The organism is Bradyrhizobium sp. B124, from assembly GCF_038967635.1.
Classification (GTDB): domain Bacteria; phylum Pseudomonadota; class Alphaproteobacteria; order Rhizobiales; family Xanthobacteraceae; genus Bradyrhizobium.
In genome coordinates this window covers 4,289,182-4,309,985 of the sequence record NZ_CP152413.1, presented here as the reverse complement: position 1 = coordinate 4,309,985, position 20,804 = coordinate 4,289,182, and the positions used below count along the sequence as shown (strand labels likewise).

The following is a 20,804-nucleotide window of genomic DNA, read 5'->3' as shown; positions in this document are numbered from 1 at the left end:
CCTACCTGCCTCTGTCATCGCGAACTGCCTGACCCGTCATCCTGAGGCGCTCGCGGAGCGAGCCTCGAAGGATCGACGGCCCGGCTGGTGGCCGATTCATCCTTCGAGACGCGGCCAAGCGGCCGCTCCTCAGGATGACGGGTCGTCGATGAGAACTCCACAGCGCATCGCTGCCATTGGCTAGTGCAGTTGGTCCGCTTCACCTCCGCGCGCATTAAGCATTCGCTAACACTCAGGGCCTGCGTGCCGGCAAAACCCTGCGCCTGCGTCAACGCTTCATTAGCACCTGTGGCGAGATCGCCAATCTTTCGCCGCCACACGCGCGCTTTGATGGACCCATAAGCAACAGCCGCAGCAAAAGGTGAGAGAAAATCAACCTTAAAAATTAGGGTTAAGTGCCGCTTAAACATTTGCTGGCATCGTCCGGCCCGTGAGTTTCAGACGTGGGGCTTTCGTGTCGCCTCACTGGCCCAAAAGGACGAAGCCAATGCGTAGCGTAACGACCCTGATTGCCGCAGGCGCGGCATCCCTGCTGTCTTCGGTGGCGTTCGCTGCCGACATGCCGATCATGCCGCCGCCCCCGATGGCGTATGCTCCTCCGCCGGTCCAGGATTTCGGCGGCTGGTATCTGCGCGGCGACATCGGCATGACCAATACCCAGGCCAAGCTGCATGCCAATGCCTACGACACGCTGCCGGCGGGCACCACGTTCAACCAGTTCGGCACCGGCTTCGACAGCGGCATGCTGTTCGGCGTCGGCGTCGGCTATCAGTTCAACAGCTGGTTCCGCGCCGACATCACCGGTGAGTATCGCTCCAAGGTGAGCTTCAACGGCACCGACTTCTTCACGTTCCCCGGGCCGAGTTCGCTGGGCGACACCTATCATGGCGGCGTTCAGAGCTGGGTCGCCCTCGCGAACATCTATGCCGATCTCGGCACCTGGGGTTGCTTGACCCCGTTCATCGGTGCCGGTGTCGGTGCCGCGGTGATCAAGACCTCGGCCTTCTCCGACGTCACCACGTTCCCGAGCGGATCCGGCCTGACCAGCTCCTTCATCGCCGACGGTGCGACCAAGACCAACTTCGCCTGGGCGCTGCATGCCGGTGTCGCTTACAAGGTCACCAACAACTTCACGGTTGAACTGGCCTATCGTTACCTCGACATGGGCACCGCCGCCCACGGCCAGGGCCACTTCTTCGACGGCACGCCGGCCGGTCCTTCGACCTTCCAGTTCCGCGACATGACCTCGCAGGACGTGAAGCTCGGCGTACGCTTCGCCTTGCCTTGCTGCGACGTGCTGCCCCCGCCGCCGCCGCCCCCGCTGATCCGCAAGGGCTAATTTGAGGGTTAATTTCGAGCCTTCACGGTTAACGATTGAAACGGCGCGGGATCACCCCGCGCCGTTTTTCTTTGCCGTGCTTCTGCAACTTGAGTGGTCGAAAGCTCGCGGCGACAACGATTGGTTAAGGTTAACAGGCGATGATCAACGCGCATTCGGTGAGTGGGATGGAGCGTTGCAATGCGTAGGTTCTTGCTGGCGGCGATGATGTTCGGGGCGGTGACCGGCGCACAGGCGGCCGACATGCCTGATTTCCTTCGCGGCAGTCTTCCCGCTTCCAGCGCGCCGACCAGAAACTGGGACGGCTGGTATGCCGGCGGTCAGGTCGGCCAAACATGGATCAACACCGACTTCGGGGGCAGCGTTGCTTCCCTGACCAATTCCATCTTCCGCAACACCACGCTGCAGGGGCCGACGTCCCAATTCAATCTGCTGGGCCGGGTCAATGCGCAAAGCTCGGGCTTCGGAGCGTTTGTCGGACGCAACTATCAGTTTGACGACGTCGTGGTCGGTGTCGAAGCAAACTATACCTATTGGTCCGGCCTTACGACAACGACCTCCGGAAGTCTGGGTCCGATTCAAGTCGCTCAGCCAACCCTGGTCCTGCCGGTCGGCGCGTCTGCCGCCGACGGCGTGACGTTGAATGGTAGCGCTTCGCTGAAGCTCAAGGATGAGATCACATTCCGCGGCCGCGCGGGTTGGGCAACCGGTGACTTTCTGCCTTACGCCTTCGGCGGCCTTGCAGTCGGCCGGATGGACGTTTCGCGCACGGTCACAAGCTCCGTGAATAGAACGATTAACTTTGCTGACGGAAGTTCGACCACCTTTGCGCTCCCGCAGTTTTCCCAAACCGCGACGGATGCGAAAACGGACGCCTACGTTGCCGGTTGGACCGCTGGTCTCGGCCTGGAATACATGTTGTGGAATTGTGTTTTCGTGCGCGGCGAATGGGAATACGTCAAGTTCATGCCGATCAAGAACACGTCGGTCACGCAGAACAGCGTACGTGCCGCCATCGGCTACAAGTTCTGACGCACGCCGCCTCGCTTGACACCGCAAACTGCGGCTGATCCGATGTTGCTCCGCAAGCGGAGCGACCTCACATGAAAATCTACGGCGACGCCAATTCGGGCAATTGCCTGAAGGTGAAATGGGTGTGCGACAAGCTGGCGCTGCCGTACACATGGGTCGAGATCGACACCATGAAGGGCGGCAGCCGGACGGCGGAATTCCTCAAGCTGAACGGTTGGGGCCAGGTGCCGACGGTCGAGTTGGATGACGGCCGCACGCTCGCGCAATCCAACGCCATCATCCGTTACCTCGCGCGCGGCAGCAATCTGATCCCCGGCGATCCCTATCGCGCGGCGCAGATGGATGCCTGGATGTTCTGGGAGCAGAACAGCCATGAGCCCTATGTCGCCGTCTGCCGCTTTCAGACCGTGTATCTCGGCAAGGCCGTGTTGGAGATCGATCCGAACCTCATCAAGCGAGGCTATGTGGCGCTCGATCATTTGGAGCGGCATCTGGCCGGCGCGAAGTTCCTGGTTGGCGATGCGTTCTCGCTCGCCGACGTCTCGCTGCTGGCCTATACGCGCGTCGCGGAGGATGGCGGCCTCATGCTCGAACGCTATCCCATGACCCGCCGCTGGATCGCCGACGCCGAGCATGTGCTCGGCCTGCCGGCGGTGCGCTGAGCTCTGGTGAACATCGATATGACTGAAGCTTCATCGATCACGATCCGCCGCGCTCGCCGCGAGGATGTCGCCGCCATTGTCGGCATGCTGGCGGACGATCCGCTCGGCAGTGCGCGCGAGCGGATCGAGGATCCGTTGCCGCAAAGCTATTACGACGCGTTCGCGCGGGTCGAGCGTGATCCCAACCTGCAGCTTGTCGTCGCCGTCGACGGGGAGGGCGCCGTCGTCGGCTGCCTGCAACTTGCGGTGCTGCCGGGTATCAGCTCGCAGGGCTCTTCGCGCGCCCTGCTCGAGGACGTCCGCGTCGCAACACACTGCCGCAGCCGCGGCATCGGTGAGCAGCTCGTGCAGTGGGCGGTCGCGGAGGCGCGCGCGCAAGGCTGCATGCTGGTCGAACTGCTGACCCATCACACACGCGTCGATGCGCAGCGCTTCTATGAGCGGCTCGGATTCGCGCGCAGCCATGTCGGCATGACGCTCCGCTTTTGACCTGCACGAGTTGTGCCGCATCCAAGACAATGCCTGCGGTAGCCGCTGCTGCGCGATCCGGTTAACAGCCAATAAACTAAGCCGGTCTCCGTGAATTTACGGGTCGGAACGAGTCCGGTATGTCGGACGTCTCCCACGGGGCGGCGGCGACTGGGGATTGGAATGTCGGATTATTCGATCGTGCGGGTCGGCAACGAGTACATCGTGCAGGCCGGCGATAAGAGCATTTTGAAAGTATCGAGCCGGCGCAGGGCAGTTAAGATCATGACTCTCGCGGCGGATTTGCTCGATCAGGAGACGATGCAGCAGGTCGAGGACGCTCCATCAATCAGCCGTGATCCCCCGACTGTCCCGGAAAAGTCGGAACTTCCTTGACGTTTTGGTGCCCTTCCACTATTTCCGACGGCGGGAAACCTCTCCCCACCGAGAGGCAGCTATCTGGAAGGGTAGATTATGACTGCAGCGAAGCCCGCTTCGCGGCCCAATGTGCCGCATTTCTCCTCCGGCCCCTGCGCCAAGCGCCCCGGCTGGAACCCCAACAATCTCAAGGACGCCGCCCTCGGCCGCTCGCATCGTGCGAAGGTCGGCAAGGCCAAGCTCAAGCTCGCGATCGAACTGACGCGCGAAGTGCTCGAGGTGCCTGCGGACTACAAGATCGGCATCGTGCCGGCGTCGGACACCGGCGCGGTCGAGATGGCGCTGTGGTCGCTGCTCGGCGCGCGGCCCGTCACCACGCTCGCCTGGGAATCCTTCGGCGAGGGCTGGGTCAGCGACATCGTCAAGGAGTTGAAGCTGAAGGACGTCACCAAGCTGAACGCGGCTTACGGTGAAATCCCCGATCTCGCCAAGGTCGATCCCGCGTCCGACGTCGTCTTCACCTGGAACGGCACCACTTCCGGCGTGCGCGTGCCGAACGCCGACTGGATCAGCGCAACGCGTGAAGGCCTGACGATTTGCGACGCGACCTCGGCCGCCTTCGCGCAGCCGCTCGATTTCGCCAAGCTCGACGTCGTCACCTTCTCCTGGCAGAAGGCGCTCGGCGGCGAAGCGGCGCACGGCATGCTGATCCTGTCGCCGCGCGCGGTGGAACGGCTCGAGACCTACAAGCCGGCCTGGCCGCTGCCGAAGATCTTCCGCCTCACCAAGGGCGGCAAGCTCAACCAGGGCATCTTCGAGGGCGAGACCATCAACACGCCGTCGATGCTCTGCGTCGAGGATTATCTCGATGCGCTGAATTGGGCGAAGTCGATCGGCGGCCTGAAGGCGCTGATCGGGCGCGCCGACGCCAACACCAAGGCGCTCGCCGACTGGAAGGCGCGGACGCCCTGGATCGACTTCCTGGCCAAGGATCCCGCGATCCGCTCCAACACCTCGGTGTGCCTGAAGTTCACCGATCCCGCGATCACCTCGCTTCCATCAGACGCCCAGGCCGACTTCTGCAAGAAGCTGGTCGCGCTGGTCGAGAAGGAGAACGCCGGCTTCGACTTCGCGTACTACCGCGATGCGCCGGCCGGCCTGCGGATCTGGTGCGGCGCTACCGTCGAGGCCAAGGACGTCGAACTGCTGACGCAGTGGATCGACTGGGCCTTCGCCGAAACCAAGGCAGCGTTGCCCAAGGCGGCCTAAGCTTTCTCTTGTCACCTCTCCCCGTTCTTACGGGGAGAGGTCGGATTGCGCAGCGATCCGGGTGAGGGGCCTACTCGGCTTGTTCCTCGCCCGTGGCTGCCCCTCACCCCAACCCTCTCCCCGTAAGAACGGGGCGAGGGAGAAGTGATCAGAGACTTCACCACATTGGTCCAAGAGACCCGCCCGCTGCAGGGCAGAGGAACAGTCACATGACAAAACCCAAGGTTCTGATTTCCGACGCGCTGTCTCCCGCTGCCGTGCAGATCTTCAAGGATCGCGGCGTCGAGGTCGATTTCCAGCCCAACCTCGGCAAGGACAAGGAAAAGCTCGCCGAGATCATCGGCAACTATGACGGCCTTGCGATCCGCTCGGCCACCAAGGCGACCGCCAAGATCATCGAGAAGGCGACCAGGCTGAAGGTGATCGGCCGCGCCGGCATCGGCGTCGACAATGTCGAGATTCCGGCCGCGACCGCCAAGGGCATCATCGTGATGAACACGCCGTTCGGCAATTCGATCACGACCGCCGAGCACGCCATCACCTTGATGCTGGCGCTGGCGCGCGAGATCCCGCAGGCAGACGCCTCGACCCAGGCCGGCAAGTGGGAGAAGAACCGCTTCATGGGCGTCGAGATCACCGCCAAGACGTTAGGGGTGATCGGCTGCGGCAATATCGGCTCGATCGTCGCCGACCGCGCGCTCGGCCTGCGCATGAAGGTGATCGCGTTCGATCCGTTCCTGTCGCCGGAGCGCGCCAAGGACATCGGTGTCGAGAAGGTCGAGCTCGACGATCTGCTCAAGCGCGCCGATTTCATCACGTTGCACACGCCGTTGACCGAAAAGACCCGCAACGTGATCGACGCGGCCGCGATCGCCAAGATGAAGAAGGGCGTGCGCATCATCAACTGCGCGCGCGGCGGCCTGGTCGACGAGCAGGCGCTGGTCGATGCGCTGAATTCCAAGCATGTCGCGGGCGCCGCCTTCGACGTGTTCGTCGAGGAGCCGGCGACCTCGAACGTGCTATTCGGCCATCCCAATGTGATCTGCACCCCGCATCTCGGCGCCTCCACCACCGAAGCGCAGGAGAACGTCGCGCTGCAGGTCGCCGAGCAGATGTCGGACTATCTGCTGTCGGGCGCGATCTCCAACGCGGTCAACTTCCCCTCGATCACAGCGGAAGAGGCGCCGAAGCTGAGGCCGTTCATCGAGCTCGCCGAGAAGCTCGGCTCGTTCGCCGGCCAGCTCACCGAGAGCGGCATCCTCAAGACCACGATCACCTATGAGGGCCACGTCGCCGAGATGAAGATCAAGGCGATCACCTCGGCGGTGCTGTCCGGCCTGCTGCGGCCGATGCTGGGCGAGGTCAACGTGGTGTCGGCGCCGGTTGTCGCCAAGGAGCGCGGCATGGTGGTGGACGAGGTCGTCCGCGCCGCGCAGAGCGACTATGAAAGCCTGATCACGGTCACCGTCACCACCGAGCGCCAGGAGCGTTCGGTGTCCGGCACCGTCTATGCCGACGGCAAGCCGCGACTCGTCGACATCAAGGGCATCCGCGTCGACGCCGAGTTCGGCAAGTCGATGATCTACGTCACCAACGAGGACAAGCCGGGCTTCATCGGCGCGTTCGCGAGCCTGCTCGGCGATGCCAAGATCAACATCGCGACCTTCCATCTCGGCCGCGTCAAGCAGGGCGGCGACGCCATCGCGCTGGTCGAGGTCGACGGCGCAGTGCCGGCGGATCTGCTTGCCAAGGTGCAGTCGCTGCCGCAGGTGAAGCAGGCCAAGGCGCTGACGTTCTAACAAGACGTTTCAAACGTTGTTTGAGCGGGCTCTCGTCGTGGCCCGGACGAGGGAATACGCCGCTCAAGCCCATCCAAATTCCGATCTGCGGAACATGACGCCGTCTCCGGCCCCGGAGGCGGCGTTTGTCGTTCCGGGGCGTCTGGTATTCCTGTTGCAGCGTCCAAAATATGTGTACGAAGGCGTCAAGACGCGCCACTATCCGGCGATCTCAGAGGGAGAAAACAATGCGTGAAGCCGTAATCGTTTCCTACGCGCGCACTGGCCTGGCGAAGTCCGGCCGTGGCGGATTCAACATCACCCCGCCGATGTCGCTGGCCGGGCATGCCATCAAGCACGCGGTCGAGCGCGCCGGCGTCGACAAGGACTATGTCGAGGATTGCTATCTCGGCAATTGCGCGCATGGCGCGCCGAATATCGGCCGCCAGGCGGCGCTGCTCGCCGGCCTGCCGAAGTCGACCGCGGGCGTCTCGGTCAACCGCTTCTGCTCGTCGGGCCTGCAGACCATCGCGATGGCCGCCAACTCGATCCGTTCCGATGGCTCCGATTGCATCGTCGCCGGCGGCGTCGAGAGCATCTCGATTCCTGGCGGCGGCACGCCGAAGGAATCGATCGATCCGGACCTGCTCAAGACCGCGCCCGCCATCTTCATGGCGATGATCGACACCGCCGACATCGTCGCCGAGCGCTACAAGCTCAGCCGCGAATACCAGGACGAGTATTCGCTGGAGTCGCAGCGCCGCATGGCGGCCGCGCAGCAGGCCAACAAGTTCAAGGACGAAATCGTCCCGATGAAGACCAAGATGAAGGTGGTCGACAAGGCGACCAAGGCCGAGTCGATCGTCGACTACGTCGTCGACCGCGACGAGTGCAACCGCCCCGAGACCACGCTGGAAGGCCTTGCCAAGCTTGAGCCGGTCAAGGGGCCGGGCAAGTTCGTCACCGCCGGCAACGCCAGCCAGCTGTCCGACGGCGCCGCAGCGGTGGTGCTGATGGAAGCCAAGGATGCCGAGAAGCGCGGCCTCAATCCGCTCGGCCGCTTCGTGGCCTGGGCATCGGCCGGCTGCGAGCCCGACGAGATGGGCATCGGTCCGGTGTTCGCCGTGCCGAAGCTCTTGAAGCGCCACGGCCTGAAGGTCGAGGACATCGATCTTTGGGAGCTCAACGAGGCTTTCGCCAGCCAGTGCCTCTATTCGCGCGACCAGCTCGGCATCGATCCCGAGAAGTACAACGTCAACGGCGGCTCGATCGCGATCGGCCATCCCTTCGGCATGACCGGCGCCCGGCTCACCGGCCACCTCTTGCAGGAAGGTCGTCGCCGCAAGGCCAAGTGGGGCGTCGTGACCATGTGCATCGGCGGTGGTCAGGGCGGTGCCGGCCTGTTCGAGATCTACAGCTAAGCGCGATCGATCCTGATCGTGTCAGAACGAACGGCCCGGCAGTAACGCCGGGCCGCTTCCGTTTAAAGCCGGTTATGTTGCCGGCAAATCCGCCGCGTGTTCGCCGAACTCGAGCGCGGCGATCAACGCGAGCGTCTGCCTGAGATCGGCGGCCTGTTTCGCGCCGAAAGCGGTCTCGAAGCGCTCCTGCGCCTCACGCCAGGCGGCCTGTGACTCGTCAAGCCGGGCTTCGCCGCGCTTGGTCAGCCGCACCAGGCGGCTGCGCCGGTCACTCTTGTCGACGGCGATGGTCAAAAGGCCGTCGCGTTCCAGCGGCTTGAGGTTGTGGTTGAGCGCGGTGCGGTCGAGCACCAGCGCAGCGGCCAGCTCGCCCATCGTCGGCGCGCCCGAACGTCTGATGTGGACCAGAATGGCGCGTTGCGTGCCGCGCAGGCCGGATGTCGCCAGGACCTGATCATAGAGCTGCGACACGCGTCGCGTCGCCTTGCGCAACGCCGTGAGATTGCACCGGCTGGGTTCCGTTTTCACCATCGCCGCCTCCAAACTAGGCTTGACAGATACATGCATATGCACTTAATGGCAATATATGCATATGCACATATTTGGAGGGTGTGATGTCGGAGATCGAGGCGGAGACGATCGGGCTGGCTATCGGAGCTGACGCGCGGCCACGCTCCCGCGTCGCAACACCGCGCCAGGTGCTCGCGATCGTATCGGTGGGCATCTGCCTCGCCAACCTCGACCTGTTCATCGTCAATGTCGGGTTGCCGAACATCGCGCAGGAATTCCGCGGCGCCTCGCTCGAGGATTTGTCCTGGATCCTCAATGGCTATGCGATCGTCTATGCGGCGCTGCTGGTGTTTTTCGGCCGGCTCGCCGAACGCCACAGTCGCAATCTGAGCTTCCTGCTCGGCGTTGCGCTGTTCACGGCCGCGTCGGCGGCCTGCGCGCTTGCGCCCAACGTCGAATTGCTGGTCGTCGCCCGCATCGCGCAGGCCGCCGGTGCGGCGTTGATGACCCCGACCTCGATCGGCCTGCTTCTGGCGTCGTTCCCGCCCGACCAGCGTCCCGGCGCGGTGCGGACCTGGACGGCGATCGGCGGCCTTGCGGCCGCGCTCGGGCCGCTTGCCGGCGGCGTGCTCGTCACCTTCGACTGGCGCTGGATCTTCATCGTCAATGTCCCGATCGGCATCGTCGCACTGATCATAGGCTGGCTGAAACTGCCGGAAGTGCCCGGCCATGACGTGCCGCGTCCGAGTTCATGGGCGGCGCTACTTGTCACCTGCGGCATCGGTGCGCTGACCCTTGCGATCGTGAAGGCCAATGACTGGGGATGGGGTTCGCGCGGCGTCGCGCTTGGCTTTGCCATCGCAGCCGTCTCGCTCGCTGCCTTTACGTGGCACTGCCTCAACTCGAAGAATCCCTTCGTCGATCCTGCGTTGTTCAAGGTGCGGCCGTTCACCGGGGCGACGTTTGTCATGGCGCCATACTCGGCGGCTTTCGGCGCGATGCTGCTGTCGGTGGCGTTGTGGGAGCAAACGGTGTGGGGCTGGTCGGCGCTGAAGACCGGCCTTGCGATCGCGCCGGGTCCGCTGCTTGTCCCGTTCACCTCGCTGTTGTTTGCCCGCCGCCTGATCGCGCGATTTGGCGCCGCGGCCGTCGTGTCCGCCGGGATTGCATCGTTCGCGGGCGGTCTTGCGATTTGGGCAACGTTGCTTGGAGTTGACCCCGACATGCCCGCCTTTGTGGTCGGCATGATGTTCACTGGCATCGGCGTCGGGCTGACCTTTCCGACTCTGATGGGCGTCGGTGCCGGTTCGCTGCCGCCTTCGTCGTTTGCGACCGGCTCCGGTGTCATCAACATGATCCGGCAGGCAGCGCTGGCGATCGGCGTCGCGGTCTTTGTCGCGATCCTGGCAACGCCAGTCTCGATGGCGGACCGGATCGCGGCGTTTCAGCGCGGCTGGTGGATCATGATCGCCATCACCATTGCCGGCTTCGTGCCGAATTACCTGTTCATCCGGCGCAAGGCGGATCGCTAACGGGTCAAAGCCGCCGCCGCGCCATCCGGCAGCCGCGAGCGCGCCATCGTCGCGCCGCAGGGAAACCTCAATCGAACCAGTCCCTTCCTCGCTGCGTCTCACCACGAGAAACGGTGCGCCCTGGAGTTTGGCGCGCCGTTCGTCTCGCGCGCGATGCCGCGTTTTTTCGGAGGGATCTGATGCGAAAGATTACGAATTGTCTTGTGACCACCAGCCTGGTGCTGGCGGGTGCGCTGGTTGCCGGGCCGCTCCACGCGGCCAATCTCGACGCGGCGTCGCAGGTCGACGCCGTCACCGTCTATCCCGATGGCGCGAGCGTCACCCGCGTCATCACGCTGGATCTGCCCGCCGGCGACAACATGCTGGTCGCGAAGGATTTCCCGATGGGGCTCGATCCGTCTTCGCTGCGGGTCGAAGGCGAGGCGGGCGGCCGGCTGACGATCGGCGCCATCGACGCGCGGCCGCCGCGCCCGGTGGAGCCGGCGAACCTGCCCGAGATCGACAAGCGGATCGAGGCGCTGCGGGATCAGCGCGAGGATCTCCAGGGGATCATCACCTCGGCCGAGGCGCGGCGCAAATTCGCCGAGCATTTCGCGGAGGCCTCGCCGGTCGGCATCGGTGAGAAGGGCGAGGCGCGTCCGGTCAGCGAGTGGCGCGCCGCGTTCTCGGCGGTCGGGGACGAAGTCGCGACCGCCGACACCGCGATCCGCGACGCCGCGCGCAAGCAGCGCGACATCGATCGCGAGATCGCGCGCCTCGAAGCCGATCGCGCCGCCAAGCCGCCGAGCAAGCTCGAGGTGCGGATCGAGCTGGCCTCCGCGGCCGCGACCCGCGCGACTTTGCGGGTGACCTATGCGGTGCGCAACGCCCGCTGGATGCCGCTCTACGACGCCCGTCTCGACACCGGCGCCAAGGATCGCAAGCCGGCGATCGAACTGGTGCGCCGCGCCGAGATCACCCAGTCGACCGGCGAGGATTGGTCGAACGTCGCGCTCGCCGTCTCCACCGTGCGTGTCGCCCGCGGCGGTAACGCGCCCGACCTCAATTCGCTGATTGTGCGATATCCGCTGCCGCCGCGACCGCTGGCCGCCGGCAGAGCATTCGACAGCGTGCAACAACCCTCGGCGCTGATGCCCGCACCGGCTGCGCCGCCGATGGAGCAGCAGCATCTGCTCAAGCAGGCCGAGGAGCGCGACGCCGTCGCCGAGGTCAGCGCGTTTCAGGCCACATTCAAGATTCCCGGCCGCGTCAGCGTCGCCGCCAACGAGGGCGCCAAGAGCCTGCGTATCTCGACGGCGACGATCACCCCTGATCTCGCGGTGCGCGCCGTTCCGGTGATCGATCCGACCGCGTTCCTGGAGGCGAGCTTCGTGCAGGCCGACGAGGCGCCGCTGTTGCCGGGGCAGGTCTCGATCTATCGCGACGGCATCTTTGTCGGCCGCAGCCGGATGGCCACCGCCGCCAAGGACGAGACCGTGCGGCTCGGCTTCGGTGCCGACGACAAGGTCAAGATCGAGCGCACGGTGGTGAAGCGCAATGAAGGCTCCGCCGGCCTGATCGTGACGACGTCTAAGACCGACGAACGCGCGTTCAAGACCACGGTGCGCAACGGCCACGACTTCCCGATCAAGGTCGCGATCCAGGATCAGCTCCCGGTCAGCGAGAACGACGATATCGTGGTCGAGATGCTGCCGTCGTCGACACCGGCGACCACCACCAACCTGCGCGACAAGCGCGGCGTGCTGGAATGGGCGTTCGAGGCCAAGGCCGGCGAAGTCCGTGACATCAATTTCGCCTGGCGGATGCGCTGGCCCAAGGACAAGGGCGTCGTGATGGTGCCGGCCGGCTGATCTGCGTCAGGTGCACGACACGACGTTCGCGAATTATCGGACGAAGAAGCAGTGACGCTTCGCGGGAGGACGCGGGCTAGAAGCCCGCGTCTTCCTCCAGCCATTGCTGATTGTCCCAGCGCGCGCGGCGGCCGACGACATATTCGCGAACATCGTCCATGAAGCGCACTTTGCTGGCGAGTGCTCCAGTGAAAGCCACGATCGCCGCGATCCAGGGCCACAGATGCATCAGCAGCGAGGCGGGTATCTGATTGGCGAATCCCGCCTGCAGCGCGCCAGTGACCAGATAAGCCAACACGCCCCACGCAACGGCCAAAATCGTCGCCACGACCTCATAGCTGTCTTGATGAAATCTCACCAACCGTCGCATCAAGGCCAGGTAAGCAAAGTAGACGATCACGCCGAGCATCAAAGCGACCAGTCCCGGCGGAAGCCCCCAGCTCTGGTCCCAGCCGAGGTACGCAACGAAGCCCGCGGCGATGAACGCCTCGATGTAGGTCAGGCTGGATTTTTCCCGCATCATTTGCCCCGAAGCGATTCAAGTATCGGCCTAGGTTATCATCATTGAGCGCTTCGGTAGAGGGGCAATTGCAAGACAACCGTTGGCGCCTTGTGCAGCGCGACCCTATGTTCGGCGATTCGGATGAAGAAGGAGCGAGCTAACGCTGAGTGAGGCGGGGCAGCTCTATCACCGTCACCCTGAGGAGGCCGCAAAGCGGCCGTCTCGAAGTGCGACGGCCCGGCTTGCTCCGCGCGGCATCGTCGGGGCCGTGCATCCTTCGAGGCTCGCTCCGCTCGCACCTCAGGATGACGGGACTGCTTCCGCATATTCGCTGTCATGCCCCGCCTTGAGCGGGGCATCCAGTACGCCGCGGCTTATCCGCTGCGTTCGAACGCCTCTGGAATACTGGGTCGCCCGATCGAGCCGGGCGACGACACTGTTGTGTGTAGCGCGAGCAACCGCCTCACTTCACCTTCAGGAAATCGCCGACTTCGAGCAGTACGAACTCGTCGTCATCGGCCTTGTTCGGATCGCGGCTCGAGGAGAACGGCAGATTGTTGTCGTTGCCGACGATGATGTGGGTCTCGTCGACCCGATCGACGTTCTCGATGGTGAAGAACGGGAAGGTGTAGACACCGTCGTTGAGCGGCTTGCGGGCCTTCTTGTTCGGATCGCGGATCTTCATCAGGTCGATATAGGCGATCTTGCGCACCGGCTTGCCGACATTGGCGTCCGACAGCTCGATCTTGTAGACGCGCTTGAACTTGGCGAGGTCAGGGAAGCAGTTCTCGCCGCGCTGGCCTTGCGGGCAGGCCTTGTCGGCAGTGCCTTCGCCATTGTCGCGCTCGATCACCAGGCCCTGGCTCGGATCGATCATGTTGAAGTCGCCGATCGCATTGCCGTTCTGCTCGAACACATATTGCCAATAGCGGCCGGTGAACTTCTCCGCCGCGACGTCGAATTCGAGGATGCGCGAGGCTTCCTTGCCGTCGACCTTCTCCCAATCCTTCTTGTCGGCATCCCACAGCGGCCCTTCGAGCAGGCCGTAGAGGAACTTGCCGTCCTTGGAGGAGGCAAAGCCCTCATAGCCCTTGGAGCGGCGCAGGTTGACGTTGGTGTAGGTGGCGCCGGGCGCACCGGGCGACTGCACCGCCCAGTGATCCGGCGAGCGCACCGGCTTGCCGTCGGCGACCGTCTCGAACACGGCGAGGATCTTGCCGGTCTTGTCGGCCTTGAGGATGTAGGGTCCGAATTCGTCGCCGATCCAGAAAATGTCGTTGATGATCTGGAAGCCCTCGGTGTCGAAGTCGGCGCCGGTGAGGTAACGCTTGGCGGTGTCCTCCTGCACGATGCGGAACGGTACCTTCTTGTCGGGATCGTGCAGGAACACGGTCTCCTGACGCTCGATCTTGCCGTTCGCCCAATCCATCTTGTAGCGGTTCAAATACAGCATCGAGTCCGCCGAGTTGTAGCGCGCGCCCATGCCGTTGTCGGTGATCACCCAGAACGAGCCGTCCGGCATCGCCTTGATGCCGGAATGGCCTTGCAGCGGCTGGCCCTTGAACGGCAGCGACACGCCGGTCGGCCGCTCATAGGACTTGCCCATCACGGTGCCGATCGCATCGACGCGCTTGCCGGTGGTGTATTTGCCCGATGTCTTCAAATCGTTCGGGGCATCGGCGGGGGCGTCGATGAAGCTCTCTGCCGGCATCACGGCGTGTCCTGCCAGCGTCGCCGGGAATTCGCCCTCGCTCTGCGCGAACGCCGGCGTGGCGAGCAGGATCGAGGCGACGGAACAGAGCAGTGACAGGCGCATGGTTGATCTCCCAAAGGACAAACGATGCGGTGTTCTCCGAGGCGCCTGTTACAGCCCGCTGACAGTTTTGTGAACCGCGGATGTTGCGGCGGGATAAGCCTTGCGGCGTTACGTCGCCTTGCCCGCCGGCCGCATCGTCTGCGGCAGCAGGAACGGCACGCCGCTGCCGGTATGTTCGATCGTGGCGTCGATCTCGAAGATCTGCCTCAGCGTGTCGGCCTGCATCGCCGCGGCGCGGTCGCCGTCGACGGCAAGCCGCCCACGATGCAGCAGCAGGATGCGGTCGGCGAACCGCATCGCGAGATTGAGGTCGTGCAGGATCGCGATCACGGCGGTGCCGCGCGCGGCGCGCTGCCGGGCGGTCTCGACCAGGTCGATCTGATGCCGCAAATCGAGGCTCGAGGTCGGCTCGTCCAGCAGCAACAGCCCCGGCCCGTGCAGCGCCTCGCCGCAGGCGAGCTGCACCAGCACGCGGGCGAAATGCGCGCGTTGCTGCTCGCCGCCGGACAGCGTCGGCAATTGCCGGAACCGGAAATGCGCCAGTCCGACCTCGTCCAGCGCCGCGGTGACCAGCGCACGCGTCACCGCGCGCGGGCTCTCGCCGGCGCCCATGCTGACAATTTCCTCGACCGTGAACGGGAAGGTGACGTTGACGTGCTGTGACAGCATCGCGCGGTGTTGCGCCAGCTCGCGTGGACCATAGGCGTTGAGGTCGCGCTGCCTGAGCCGGATCGTTCCGCGCGACGGACGGAGATCGCCCGACAGCATCCGCAGCAGGGTCGATTTGCCGGCGCCGTTGGGACCGACGATCGCGATCATCTCGCCGGCGCCGATCTGCAGCGAGACCATATCGACCAGCGCCGCGCCGCCGACCGTCATCGATACCGATTGCGCCTCCAGCAGCGCGCTCATAGCGACACCAGGGAGCGCTGGCGCAGCAGCATGGCGAGGAAGAACGGCGCGCCGATCGCCGCGGTCAGGATGCCGATCGGCATCTCAGCAGGGGCCACGATGGTGCGCGCCACGGTGTCGGCGCCGACCAGCAGGATGGCGCCGAGCAATGCGGAGGCCGGCAGCAGCAGGCGGTGCCCGGGCCCGATCACCAGCCGCAGCAGATGCGGCACCACGATGCCGACGAAACCGACCACACCGCAAACCGAAACCGCGACCCCGGTCATCGCCGACACCAGCACGATCGAGATCCGCTTCAGCCGCTCGACGTCGACGCCGCTGTGGAATGCCTCGGCCTCGCCGAGCACCAGCACGTCGAGGCCGCGCGCGATCCAGAGGCAGGCGATCAGCGCCGCGGCCAGGACCGGGGCAAGCGCCGTGAGCTTGGTCCAGGTCGCGCCGCTCAGCGAACCCAGCATCCAGAAGGTGATGTCGCGCAGCTGGCGGTCGTCGGCGACGAACACCAGGAGCCCGATGCCCGCATTGGCGATCGCGGCAATCGCAAGCCCGGCCAGCAGGAAGATCGCGATCGAGGTCCGGCCGCCGCGGCTCGCAATGCCATAAAGCACGATGGTCGTAATCAGCGACCCGGCGAAGGCCGCGATCGGCAGCAGCTGATGCTGCAGGAAGCGCAGGCTCTCGCCGAGATGGCTGTCGGTGAATACGATCGCCGCCGCTGCGGCGAACGCGCCGCCGGAGGAGACGCCGACCAGCGCCGGATCGGCGAGGGGGTTGCGGAACAGGCCCTGCATGATTGTGCCTGATACGGCAAGGAGTCCGCCGACCATCGCAGCCGCCGCGATCCGCGGGATCCGGATCGACCACACCACGAGCTGGTCGCGCGCGAGCAGCGGGTTGGCCGCGCTGTCGGCCCATAGCCCGAGCGCGGCGGGAAGCCGTGCCAATGGGATACCGGCCGCCCCGACCGTCAGGGCGACCAGGGCGCTTGCTGCGAGCGCCGCAAGCAGGCAGAGCAGGGTGAGTGTCGCCGCCGGCCGCGGCGACATGCCGGCGCGCCGTCGCTTCGCACGCGCGGGGCGTTCGGCCAGCACGCTCATTGCCGGCAGTTCGCGGTCAGCGCCGCCGGCTTGAAGGTGGCTGCCTCCGGCGCCAGCGCCGGATAGAGCCTGACCGAGAGGTCGCGTGCCGCGGCCGCCGTGCGCGGCCCGAAGCCGAGCAAATAAAGCCCCTCCATCGAGATGAAGGCCTTGTTGGTGCCGACCGGCGTCAGCGCGAAGGCCGGATGCGTGAACACGGCATCTGACGTCAGCGAGTCCTTGCCGCGATCGATCGACAGCACGACGTCCGGTTTCGCCGCCACGATGGCCTCGTCGTTGACCGGCTTGTAGCCGTCGTAACCATCGATCGCGTTGACGCCGCCGGCGAGCTGGATGATCTCGTCCGCGGCGGTCTTGTGACCCGCAGCCAACGCCCGGCCGTTCAGGAGCGACATCACGAACATCACGCGCATCGGTTTCGTCACTTTGGCGCGCAACGCGCGCAGTTGCGCGAGATCGCTCTCCACCGCTGTGGCGAGGCAAGCGGCGCGCGGATCGGCGCCCATGGCATGGCCCACAAGTTTGATCTTCTCGATCAGCCCGGCTTCCGAGAACGCCTCGGGCACCAGCACCAGCGGCACCTTGGCCGCCTCCAGCACATCCATGGTCTCCTTCGGCCCGGAGCCCTGCACTGCAAACACCAGCGACGGATGCAGGCCGAGCACGCCCTCCGGCGACAGCTGGCGCATATAGCCGACGTCGGGCTTCTCACGCAGCGCAGACGGCGGGTAGAGGCTGGTCGCATCGACGCCGGCGATGCGGTCCTCGAAACCGAGCGCATAGAGGATCTCGGTGATCGCGCCGCCGATCGAGACGATCCGCGTGGGATCGTCGATCACGACGTCGCGGTCGCGTGCGTCGTGCACGGTGATGCCCTCGGCGATCGCTGCGCCGATCGGCAGCAGACAGGAGAGCGCGAGCAGAGCGAGCGTGCGACAAATTGTCATCGGGGGCGTCACTTGGTCAGGATCAACTTGTTCTGCGAGGTCAACCGCAAGCGGTAATGCTCTTCGCCATGCATGATGATGATCTCGCGCTCGGTCGCGAACAGGTCGCGGCTGTCGAGGCGATTCCCGTGCATGATGAGCGTTTTGGCCGCGTCGGACGCCGATACGTCCTGTTTTCCCGCCGCGCCGATGTTGTCTCCGGAAGTGGCCGACATGCTCGTGGTGCTGCGCTTTCGAAATCTTCAAATGATGCTTGCTTGTATAAGCGGGCGAAGGCGCATTCCAACGGCTGCACTTTACAATCGATGTAAACAACGCCGCCGCATTCTTGACCGTTTTGTTGCCGGCTCGTAACCAGTCATCACACGATGCAGGCTTGTGGCTTGCATCGCAACGTAGCCAGCAAGCCGCTCGGTGGAGCGCACGCCAGCCAAACCAGAAAAGCGATGATCGGGCTGGGGCTAGAATGGCTGACGGGGCTAGGGTTTCGCGCGCCTTGATGTTGGGTGCGTCGGTGTTTTCATTTTCGGCAGCGCTGCCGGCAAGTGGGTTGGCGCAAACCGCCGATGCGTCGGCTGCGCGTCCCGCGACCGAGCGGCCGAAGCAGGCCCAACGCAAGCCGAAGCCTGCGGCCAACCCGCAGGCGGCGGCGTCGCCTGCGATGAATGCGCGCGCGCAGATCGGCGCGGTGCCGGTGCAATCGCTCGACACCATCACGGCGGTCGCCTCCAAGACCGAAGAGCGCGCGATCGACGCGCTGGCGCCGGTCAGCTCCGTCACGCTGGAGAAGATTCAGGGCCTGCAGCCGAACCGGGTCTCCGACATCTTCTATAACGTGCCCGGCGTCTCGTTCCAGGAGCGCGGCGACGATCCGGCGACGGTGATCAACATCCGCGGCCTGCAGGACTTCGGCCGCGTCGCGGTCGTGGTCGACGGCGCGCGGCAGAACTATCAGCGCACCGGCCACAACGCCAACGGCTCCTTCTTCCTCGATCCCGAATTGATCGGCGGCGTCGACGTGGTGCGCGGCCCGACCGCGAACATCTACGGCTCCGGCGCGATCGGCGGCGTGGTCTCGTTCCGCACCAAGGATATCGACGACGTGGTGCGTCCCGGCGAACGCTGGGGCGTCGACATGTCGGGGTCCTATGGCAGCAACAAGGACCGCGGCATGGGTTCGGTGTTCGGCGGCGTGCGCGCCGATCCGAATGTCGATGTGTTCGGCGGCGCGGTCTACCGCACCCAGAGCAACTACAAGGATGGCGCCGGCACCGAGATCGGCAACACCGGCAACGATATCGCGGCCGGCCTGATGAAGGTGACGATCCGCCCGGCCGAAGGCCACGAGTTCAAGATCGGCGGCGTCTTTCAGGATTACCAGTACAATATCGGTCAGCAAAACCGCGGCCCGACCACGATGGCGGCGCCGCTGGCGGCGATCGCGGGCTCCTCCGTCTACGCCTCCGATGCAAGGAATTACACGGGTACGCTGAGCTGGCGATATTCCAAGCCCGACGACATGTTGTTCGACTGGAACATCTCGGTCTACGGCAACCGCACCGACAACGACCAGGTCAAGACCTACAACAACCGCATCACGTCAGGCGGCGGCGTCTGCACGCTGGCCAATCCCGGCAACAACATCTCCGGCTGCGTCGGCGACAAGCGCGGCTATTCGCTCGACACCGTCGGGCTGGACGTCAACAACACCTCGCGGTTCAATTTCGGCGACTGGCGCAACGCTGTGACCTACGGCTTCGACGCCTTCCGCGACGATGTCGAGACTTTCGACTCCCACGGCAATTCCAACATCACCACGCCCGGCGGCCAGCGCACGGTGTCCGGCGGCTTCGTGCAGTTGAAGCAGAACTATTCGACCTGGCTCGAACTCGTCAGTGCGGTCCGCTACGACCACTACGAGCTCACCTCGATCAACACCACGACCAGCGGCGACCGGCTGTCGCCGAAGATCACGGTCGGCGTCACGCCGGTGACCGGCTTCACGCCCTATGTGAGCTATGCCGAAGGCTATCGCGCGCCGTCGATCACCGAGACCCTGATCTCGGGCGGCCACGCCACCGGCGGCGGGCCGGCGCTGTTCAACTGCCCCGACGGCACCAGCGGCCTGTTCTGCTTCCTGCCCAATGCGGCGCTGCGGCCCGAGGTCGGCAAGAACAAGGAAGCCGGCATCAATCTGAAGTATGACGGCATCTTCACCGCGAACGATTCATTCCGCGGCAAGATCAACGTGTTCCACAACGACGTCGACGGCTATATCGACCTCGTTCCGTCGGCGCCGACAACGACGCCGTTCGGACGCTTCAGCCAGTTCTACCAGTACCAGAACATCGCGCACGCCCGCATCGAGGGTTTTGAGCTCGAGACGATGTATGATGCGGGCGACTGGTTCGTGGGGGTCGCCGGCCATCTGATGCGCGGCCGGAACACCGGGACCGATGTCGGGCTCGCCACCATCACGCCGCGCAAGGTGACGACGACTGGCGGCGTGCGCCTGCTCGACCGCACGCTGATCATTGCCGCGCAATGGTCCTCGTTCGGCGCCAACAACGATTTGCCGGCGGGCTATCTGCCGTCGACCGGCTACGAGCTGGTCAACCTCTATCTGACCTGGAACGCCACCAAGGACATCACCTTCACGGCGTCGGTCGACAATCTCTTGAACCAGTACTACCGGCCCTATGCGATCCCGGGCTCCTCGAGCGACGGCACGACGCAGAACGACGTGCTGTTCTCGAGCCCCGGTCCGGGCACCGTCTACAAGGCCGGGCTCAGGATTCACCTAGGTGGAGCGTAACGCGACGAGCCGATCATTCCATCCAGGTTGCTCCGGCCGCGCTGGTGCCCCAGCGCGGCGTTGGCGTATTCATGTTATCAACGAGATCAATCGGCAGGATCCCGTGCATCCGCCGCCAAACAGGAGAAGGCTTTCATGTTCATCGCAATGAACCGGTTTCAGGTGATCAAGGGCAAGGAACAGGCGTTCGAGACGGTCTGGAAGACCCGCGAATCCTATCTCGGCGATCTGCCGGGATTCATCGAATTTCACCTCGTGAAGGGGCCCGAGGCCGAGGATCACACGCTCTATGCGACCCACACGGTGTGGGCCAGCAAGGCGGCGTTCGAGGACTGGACCAAGTCCGATGCGTTCCGGCGTGCCCATTCCCGCGCCGGCAACGAGACCGGCGGCAGCCTCTATCTCGGTCATCCCAGATTCGAAGGCTTTGAGGTGCTGATCACCGAGCGCGCCAAGAGCTCGGCGTGACGGAGGCG

At 64.7% G+C, this 20,804-nt stretch carries 20 protein-coding genes; 13 read left to right on the top strand and 7 right to left on the bottom strand.

Annotation, left to right across the window (positions count from 1 at the left end; translation table 11 throughout):
- Positions 1 to 487 precede the first annotated feature (487 nt).
- From AAFG13_RS20725 to AAFG13_RS20690, 8 genes are all read left to right on the top strand, one after another.
- Positions 488 to 1,339 carry an outer membrane beta-barrel protein gene (locus AAFG13_RS20725; protein WP_212316200.1) on the top strand — a complete coding sequence of 284 codons (852 nt, stop codon included), beginning with the start codon at positions 488 to 490 and terminating at the stop codon, positions 1,337 to 1,339.
- A 180-nt stretch (positions 1,340 to 1,519) separates the two neighbouring features.
- Positions 1,520 to 2,371, top strand: coding sequence for an outer membrane beta-barrel protein (locus AAFG13_RS20720; protein WP_342713184.1), 852 nt, complete (start codon positions 1,520 to 1,522; stop codon positions 2,369 to 2,371).
- A 71-nt stretch (positions 2,372 to 2,442) separates the two neighbouring features.
- Positions 2,443 to 3,033, top strand: coding sequence for a glutathione S-transferase family protein (locus AAFG13_RS20715; protein ID WP_342713183.1), 591 nt, complete (start codon positions 2,443 to 2,445; stop codon positions 3,031 to 3,033).
- A gap of 18 nt (positions 3,034 to 3,051) precedes the next feature.
- Positions 3,052 to 3,522 carry a GNAT family N-acetyltransferase gene (locus AAFG13_RS20710; RefSeq protein ID WP_342713182.1) on the top strand — a complete coding sequence of 157 codons (471 nt, stop codon included), beginning with the start codon at positions 3,052 to 3,054 and terminating at the stop codon, positions 3,520 to 3,522.
- 162 nt (positions 3,523 to 3,684) lie between these two features.
- Complete coding sequence (locus AAFG13_RS20705) at positions 3,685 to 3,897, top strand: hypothetical protein (protein ID WP_212316196.1); 213 nt, start codon at positions 3,685 to 3,687, stop codon at positions 3,895 to 3,897.
- 78 nt (positions 3,898 to 3,975) lie between these two features.
- Complete coding sequence (locus AAFG13_RS20700; protein WP_342713181.1) at positions 3,976 to 5,148, top strand: phosphoserine transaminase; 1,173 nt, start codon at positions 3,976 to 3,978, stop codon at positions 5,146 to 5,148.
- 209 nt (positions 5,149 to 5,357) lie between these two features.
- Complete coding sequence (serA, locus tag AAFG13_RS20695) at positions 5,358 to 6,947, top strand: phosphoglycerate dehydrogenase (RefSeq protein ID WP_342713180.1); 1,590 nt, start codon at positions 5,358 to 5,360, stop codon at positions 6,945 to 6,947.
- Positions 6,948 to 7,174: 227 nt separating this feature from the next.
- The gene (locus tag AAFG13_RS20690) at positions 7,175 to 8,347 is read left to right on the top strand and encodes an acetyl-CoA C-acyltransferase (RefSeq protein ID WP_212316190.1); all 1,173 of its coding nucleotides are present in this window, start codon (positions 7,175 to 7,177) and stop codon (positions 8,345 to 8,347) included.
- Positions 8,348 to 8,419: 72 nt separating this feature from the next.
- Here the strand turns inward: AAFG13_RS20690 and AAFG13_RS20685 are convergent, their stop codons facing one another.
- Positions 8,420 to 8,890 carry a MarR family winged helix-turn-helix transcriptional regulator gene (locus tag AAFG13_RS20685; RefSeq protein WP_249132204.1) on the bottom strand — a complete coding sequence of 157 codons (471 nt, stop codon included), beginning with the start codon at positions 8,888 to 8,890 and terminating at the stop codon, positions 8,420 to 8,422.
- A 71-nt stretch (positions 8,891 to 8,961) separates the two neighbouring features.
- Between AAFG13_RS20685 and AAFG13_RS20680 the strand changes: the two genes are divergently transcribed.
- Both AAFG13_RS20680 and AAFG13_RS20675 read left to right on the top strand, forming a co-directional pair.
- Positions 8,962 to 10,389: an MFS transporter gene (locus AAFG13_RS20680; RefSeq protein ID WP_342713179.1), complete on the top strand. Its 1,428-nt coding sequence runs from the start codon at positions 8,962 to 8,964 to the stop codon at positions 10,387 to 10,389.
- A 179-nt stretch (positions 10,390 to 10,568) separates the two neighbouring features.
- The gene (locus tag AAFG13_RS20675; RefSeq protein ID WP_342713178.1) at positions 10,569 to 12,239 is read left to right on the top strand and encodes a mucoidy inhibitor MuiA family protein; all 1,671 of its coding nucleotides are present in this window, start codon (positions 10,569 to 10,571) and stop codon (positions 12,237 to 12,239) included.
- A gap of 76 nt (positions 12,240 to 12,315) precedes the next feature.
- Here the strand turns inward: AAFG13_RS20675 and AAFG13_RS20670 are convergent, their stop codons facing one another.
- The 6 genes from AAFG13_RS20670 to AAFG13_RS20645 all read right to left on the bottom strand — a co-directional run bounded on the left by AAFG13_RS20670 (position 12,316) and on the right by AAFG13_RS20645 (position 17,728).
- Positions 12,316 to 12,759, bottom strand: coding sequence for a hypothetical protein (locus AAFG13_RS20670; protein ID WP_212316184.1), 444 nt, complete (start codon positions 12,757 to 12,759; stop codon positions 12,316 to 12,318).
- Positions 12,760 to 13,204: 445 nt separating this feature from the next.
- Positions 13,205 to 14,557: an esterase-like activity of phytase family protein gene (locus AAFG13_RS20665; RefSeq protein WP_342713177.1), complete on the bottom strand. Its 1,353-nt coding sequence runs from the start codon at positions 14,555 to 14,557 to the stop codon at positions 13,205 to 13,207.
- A 108-nt stretch (positions 14,558 to 14,665) separates the two neighbouring features.
- A complete protein-coding gene (locus AAFG13_RS20660; RefSeq protein WP_342713176.1) occupies positions 14,666 to 15,469 on the bottom strand; it encodes a heme ABC transporter ATP-binding protein in 804 nt (267 codons plus the stop codon).
- Complete coding sequence (locus AAFG13_RS20655) at positions 15,466 to 16,566, bottom strand: iron chelate uptake ABC transporter family permease subunit (RefSeq protein ID WP_342713175.1); 1,101 nt, start codon at positions 16,564 to 16,566, stop codon at positions 15,466 to 15,468. The genes AAFG13_RS20660 and AAFG13_RS20655 overlap by 4 nt, the downstream gene beginning before the upstream one ends.
- Positions 16,563 to 17,513, bottom strand: a complete 951-nt coding sequence (locus tag AAFG13_RS20650) for a hemin ABC transporter substrate-binding protein (protein ID WP_342713174.1) — start codon at positions 17,511 to 17,513, stop codon at positions 16,563 to 16,565. Before AAFG13_RS20650 ends, AAFG13_RS20655 begins: the two co-directional genes overlap by 4 nt.
- A gap of 8 nt (positions 17,514 to 17,521) precedes the next feature.
- Positions 17,522 to 17,728 carry a hemin uptake protein HemP gene (locus AAFG13_RS20645; protein WP_342713173.1) on the bottom strand — a complete coding sequence of 69 codons (207 nt, stop codon included), beginning with the start codon at positions 17,726 to 17,728 and terminating at the stop codon, positions 17,522 to 17,524.
- On the opposite strand from AAFG13_RS20645, the gene AAFG13_RS20640 reads away from it, so the two are divergent.
- The 3 genes from AAFG13_RS20640 to AAFG13_RS20630 all read left to right on the top strand — a co-directional run bounded on the left by AAFG13_RS20640 (position 17,646) and on the right by AAFG13_RS20630 (position 20,796).
- A complete protein-coding gene (locus AAFG13_RS20640) occupies positions 17,646 to 17,867 on the top strand; it encodes a hypothetical protein (protein WP_212316172.1) in 222 nt (73 codons plus the stop codon). The genes AAFG13_RS20645 and AAFG13_RS20640 overlap by 83 nt on opposite strands.
- A gap of 112 nt (positions 17,868 to 17,979) precedes the next feature.
- Complete coding sequence (locus tag AAFG13_RS20635; RefSeq protein ID WP_342713172.1) at positions 17,980 to 20,328, top strand: TonB-dependent hemoglobin/transferrin/lactoferrin family receptor; 2,349 nt, start codon at positions 17,980 to 17,982, stop codon at positions 20,326 to 20,328.
- A 135-nt stretch (positions 20,329 to 20,463) separates the two neighbouring features.
- Positions 20,464 to 20,796, top strand: a complete 333-nt coding sequence (locus AAFG13_RS20630; RefSeq protein WP_342713171.1) for an antibiotic biosynthesis monooxygenase — start codon at positions 20,464 to 20,466, stop codon at positions 20,794 to 20,796.
- Positions 20,797 to 20,804: the final 8 nt, after the last annotated feature.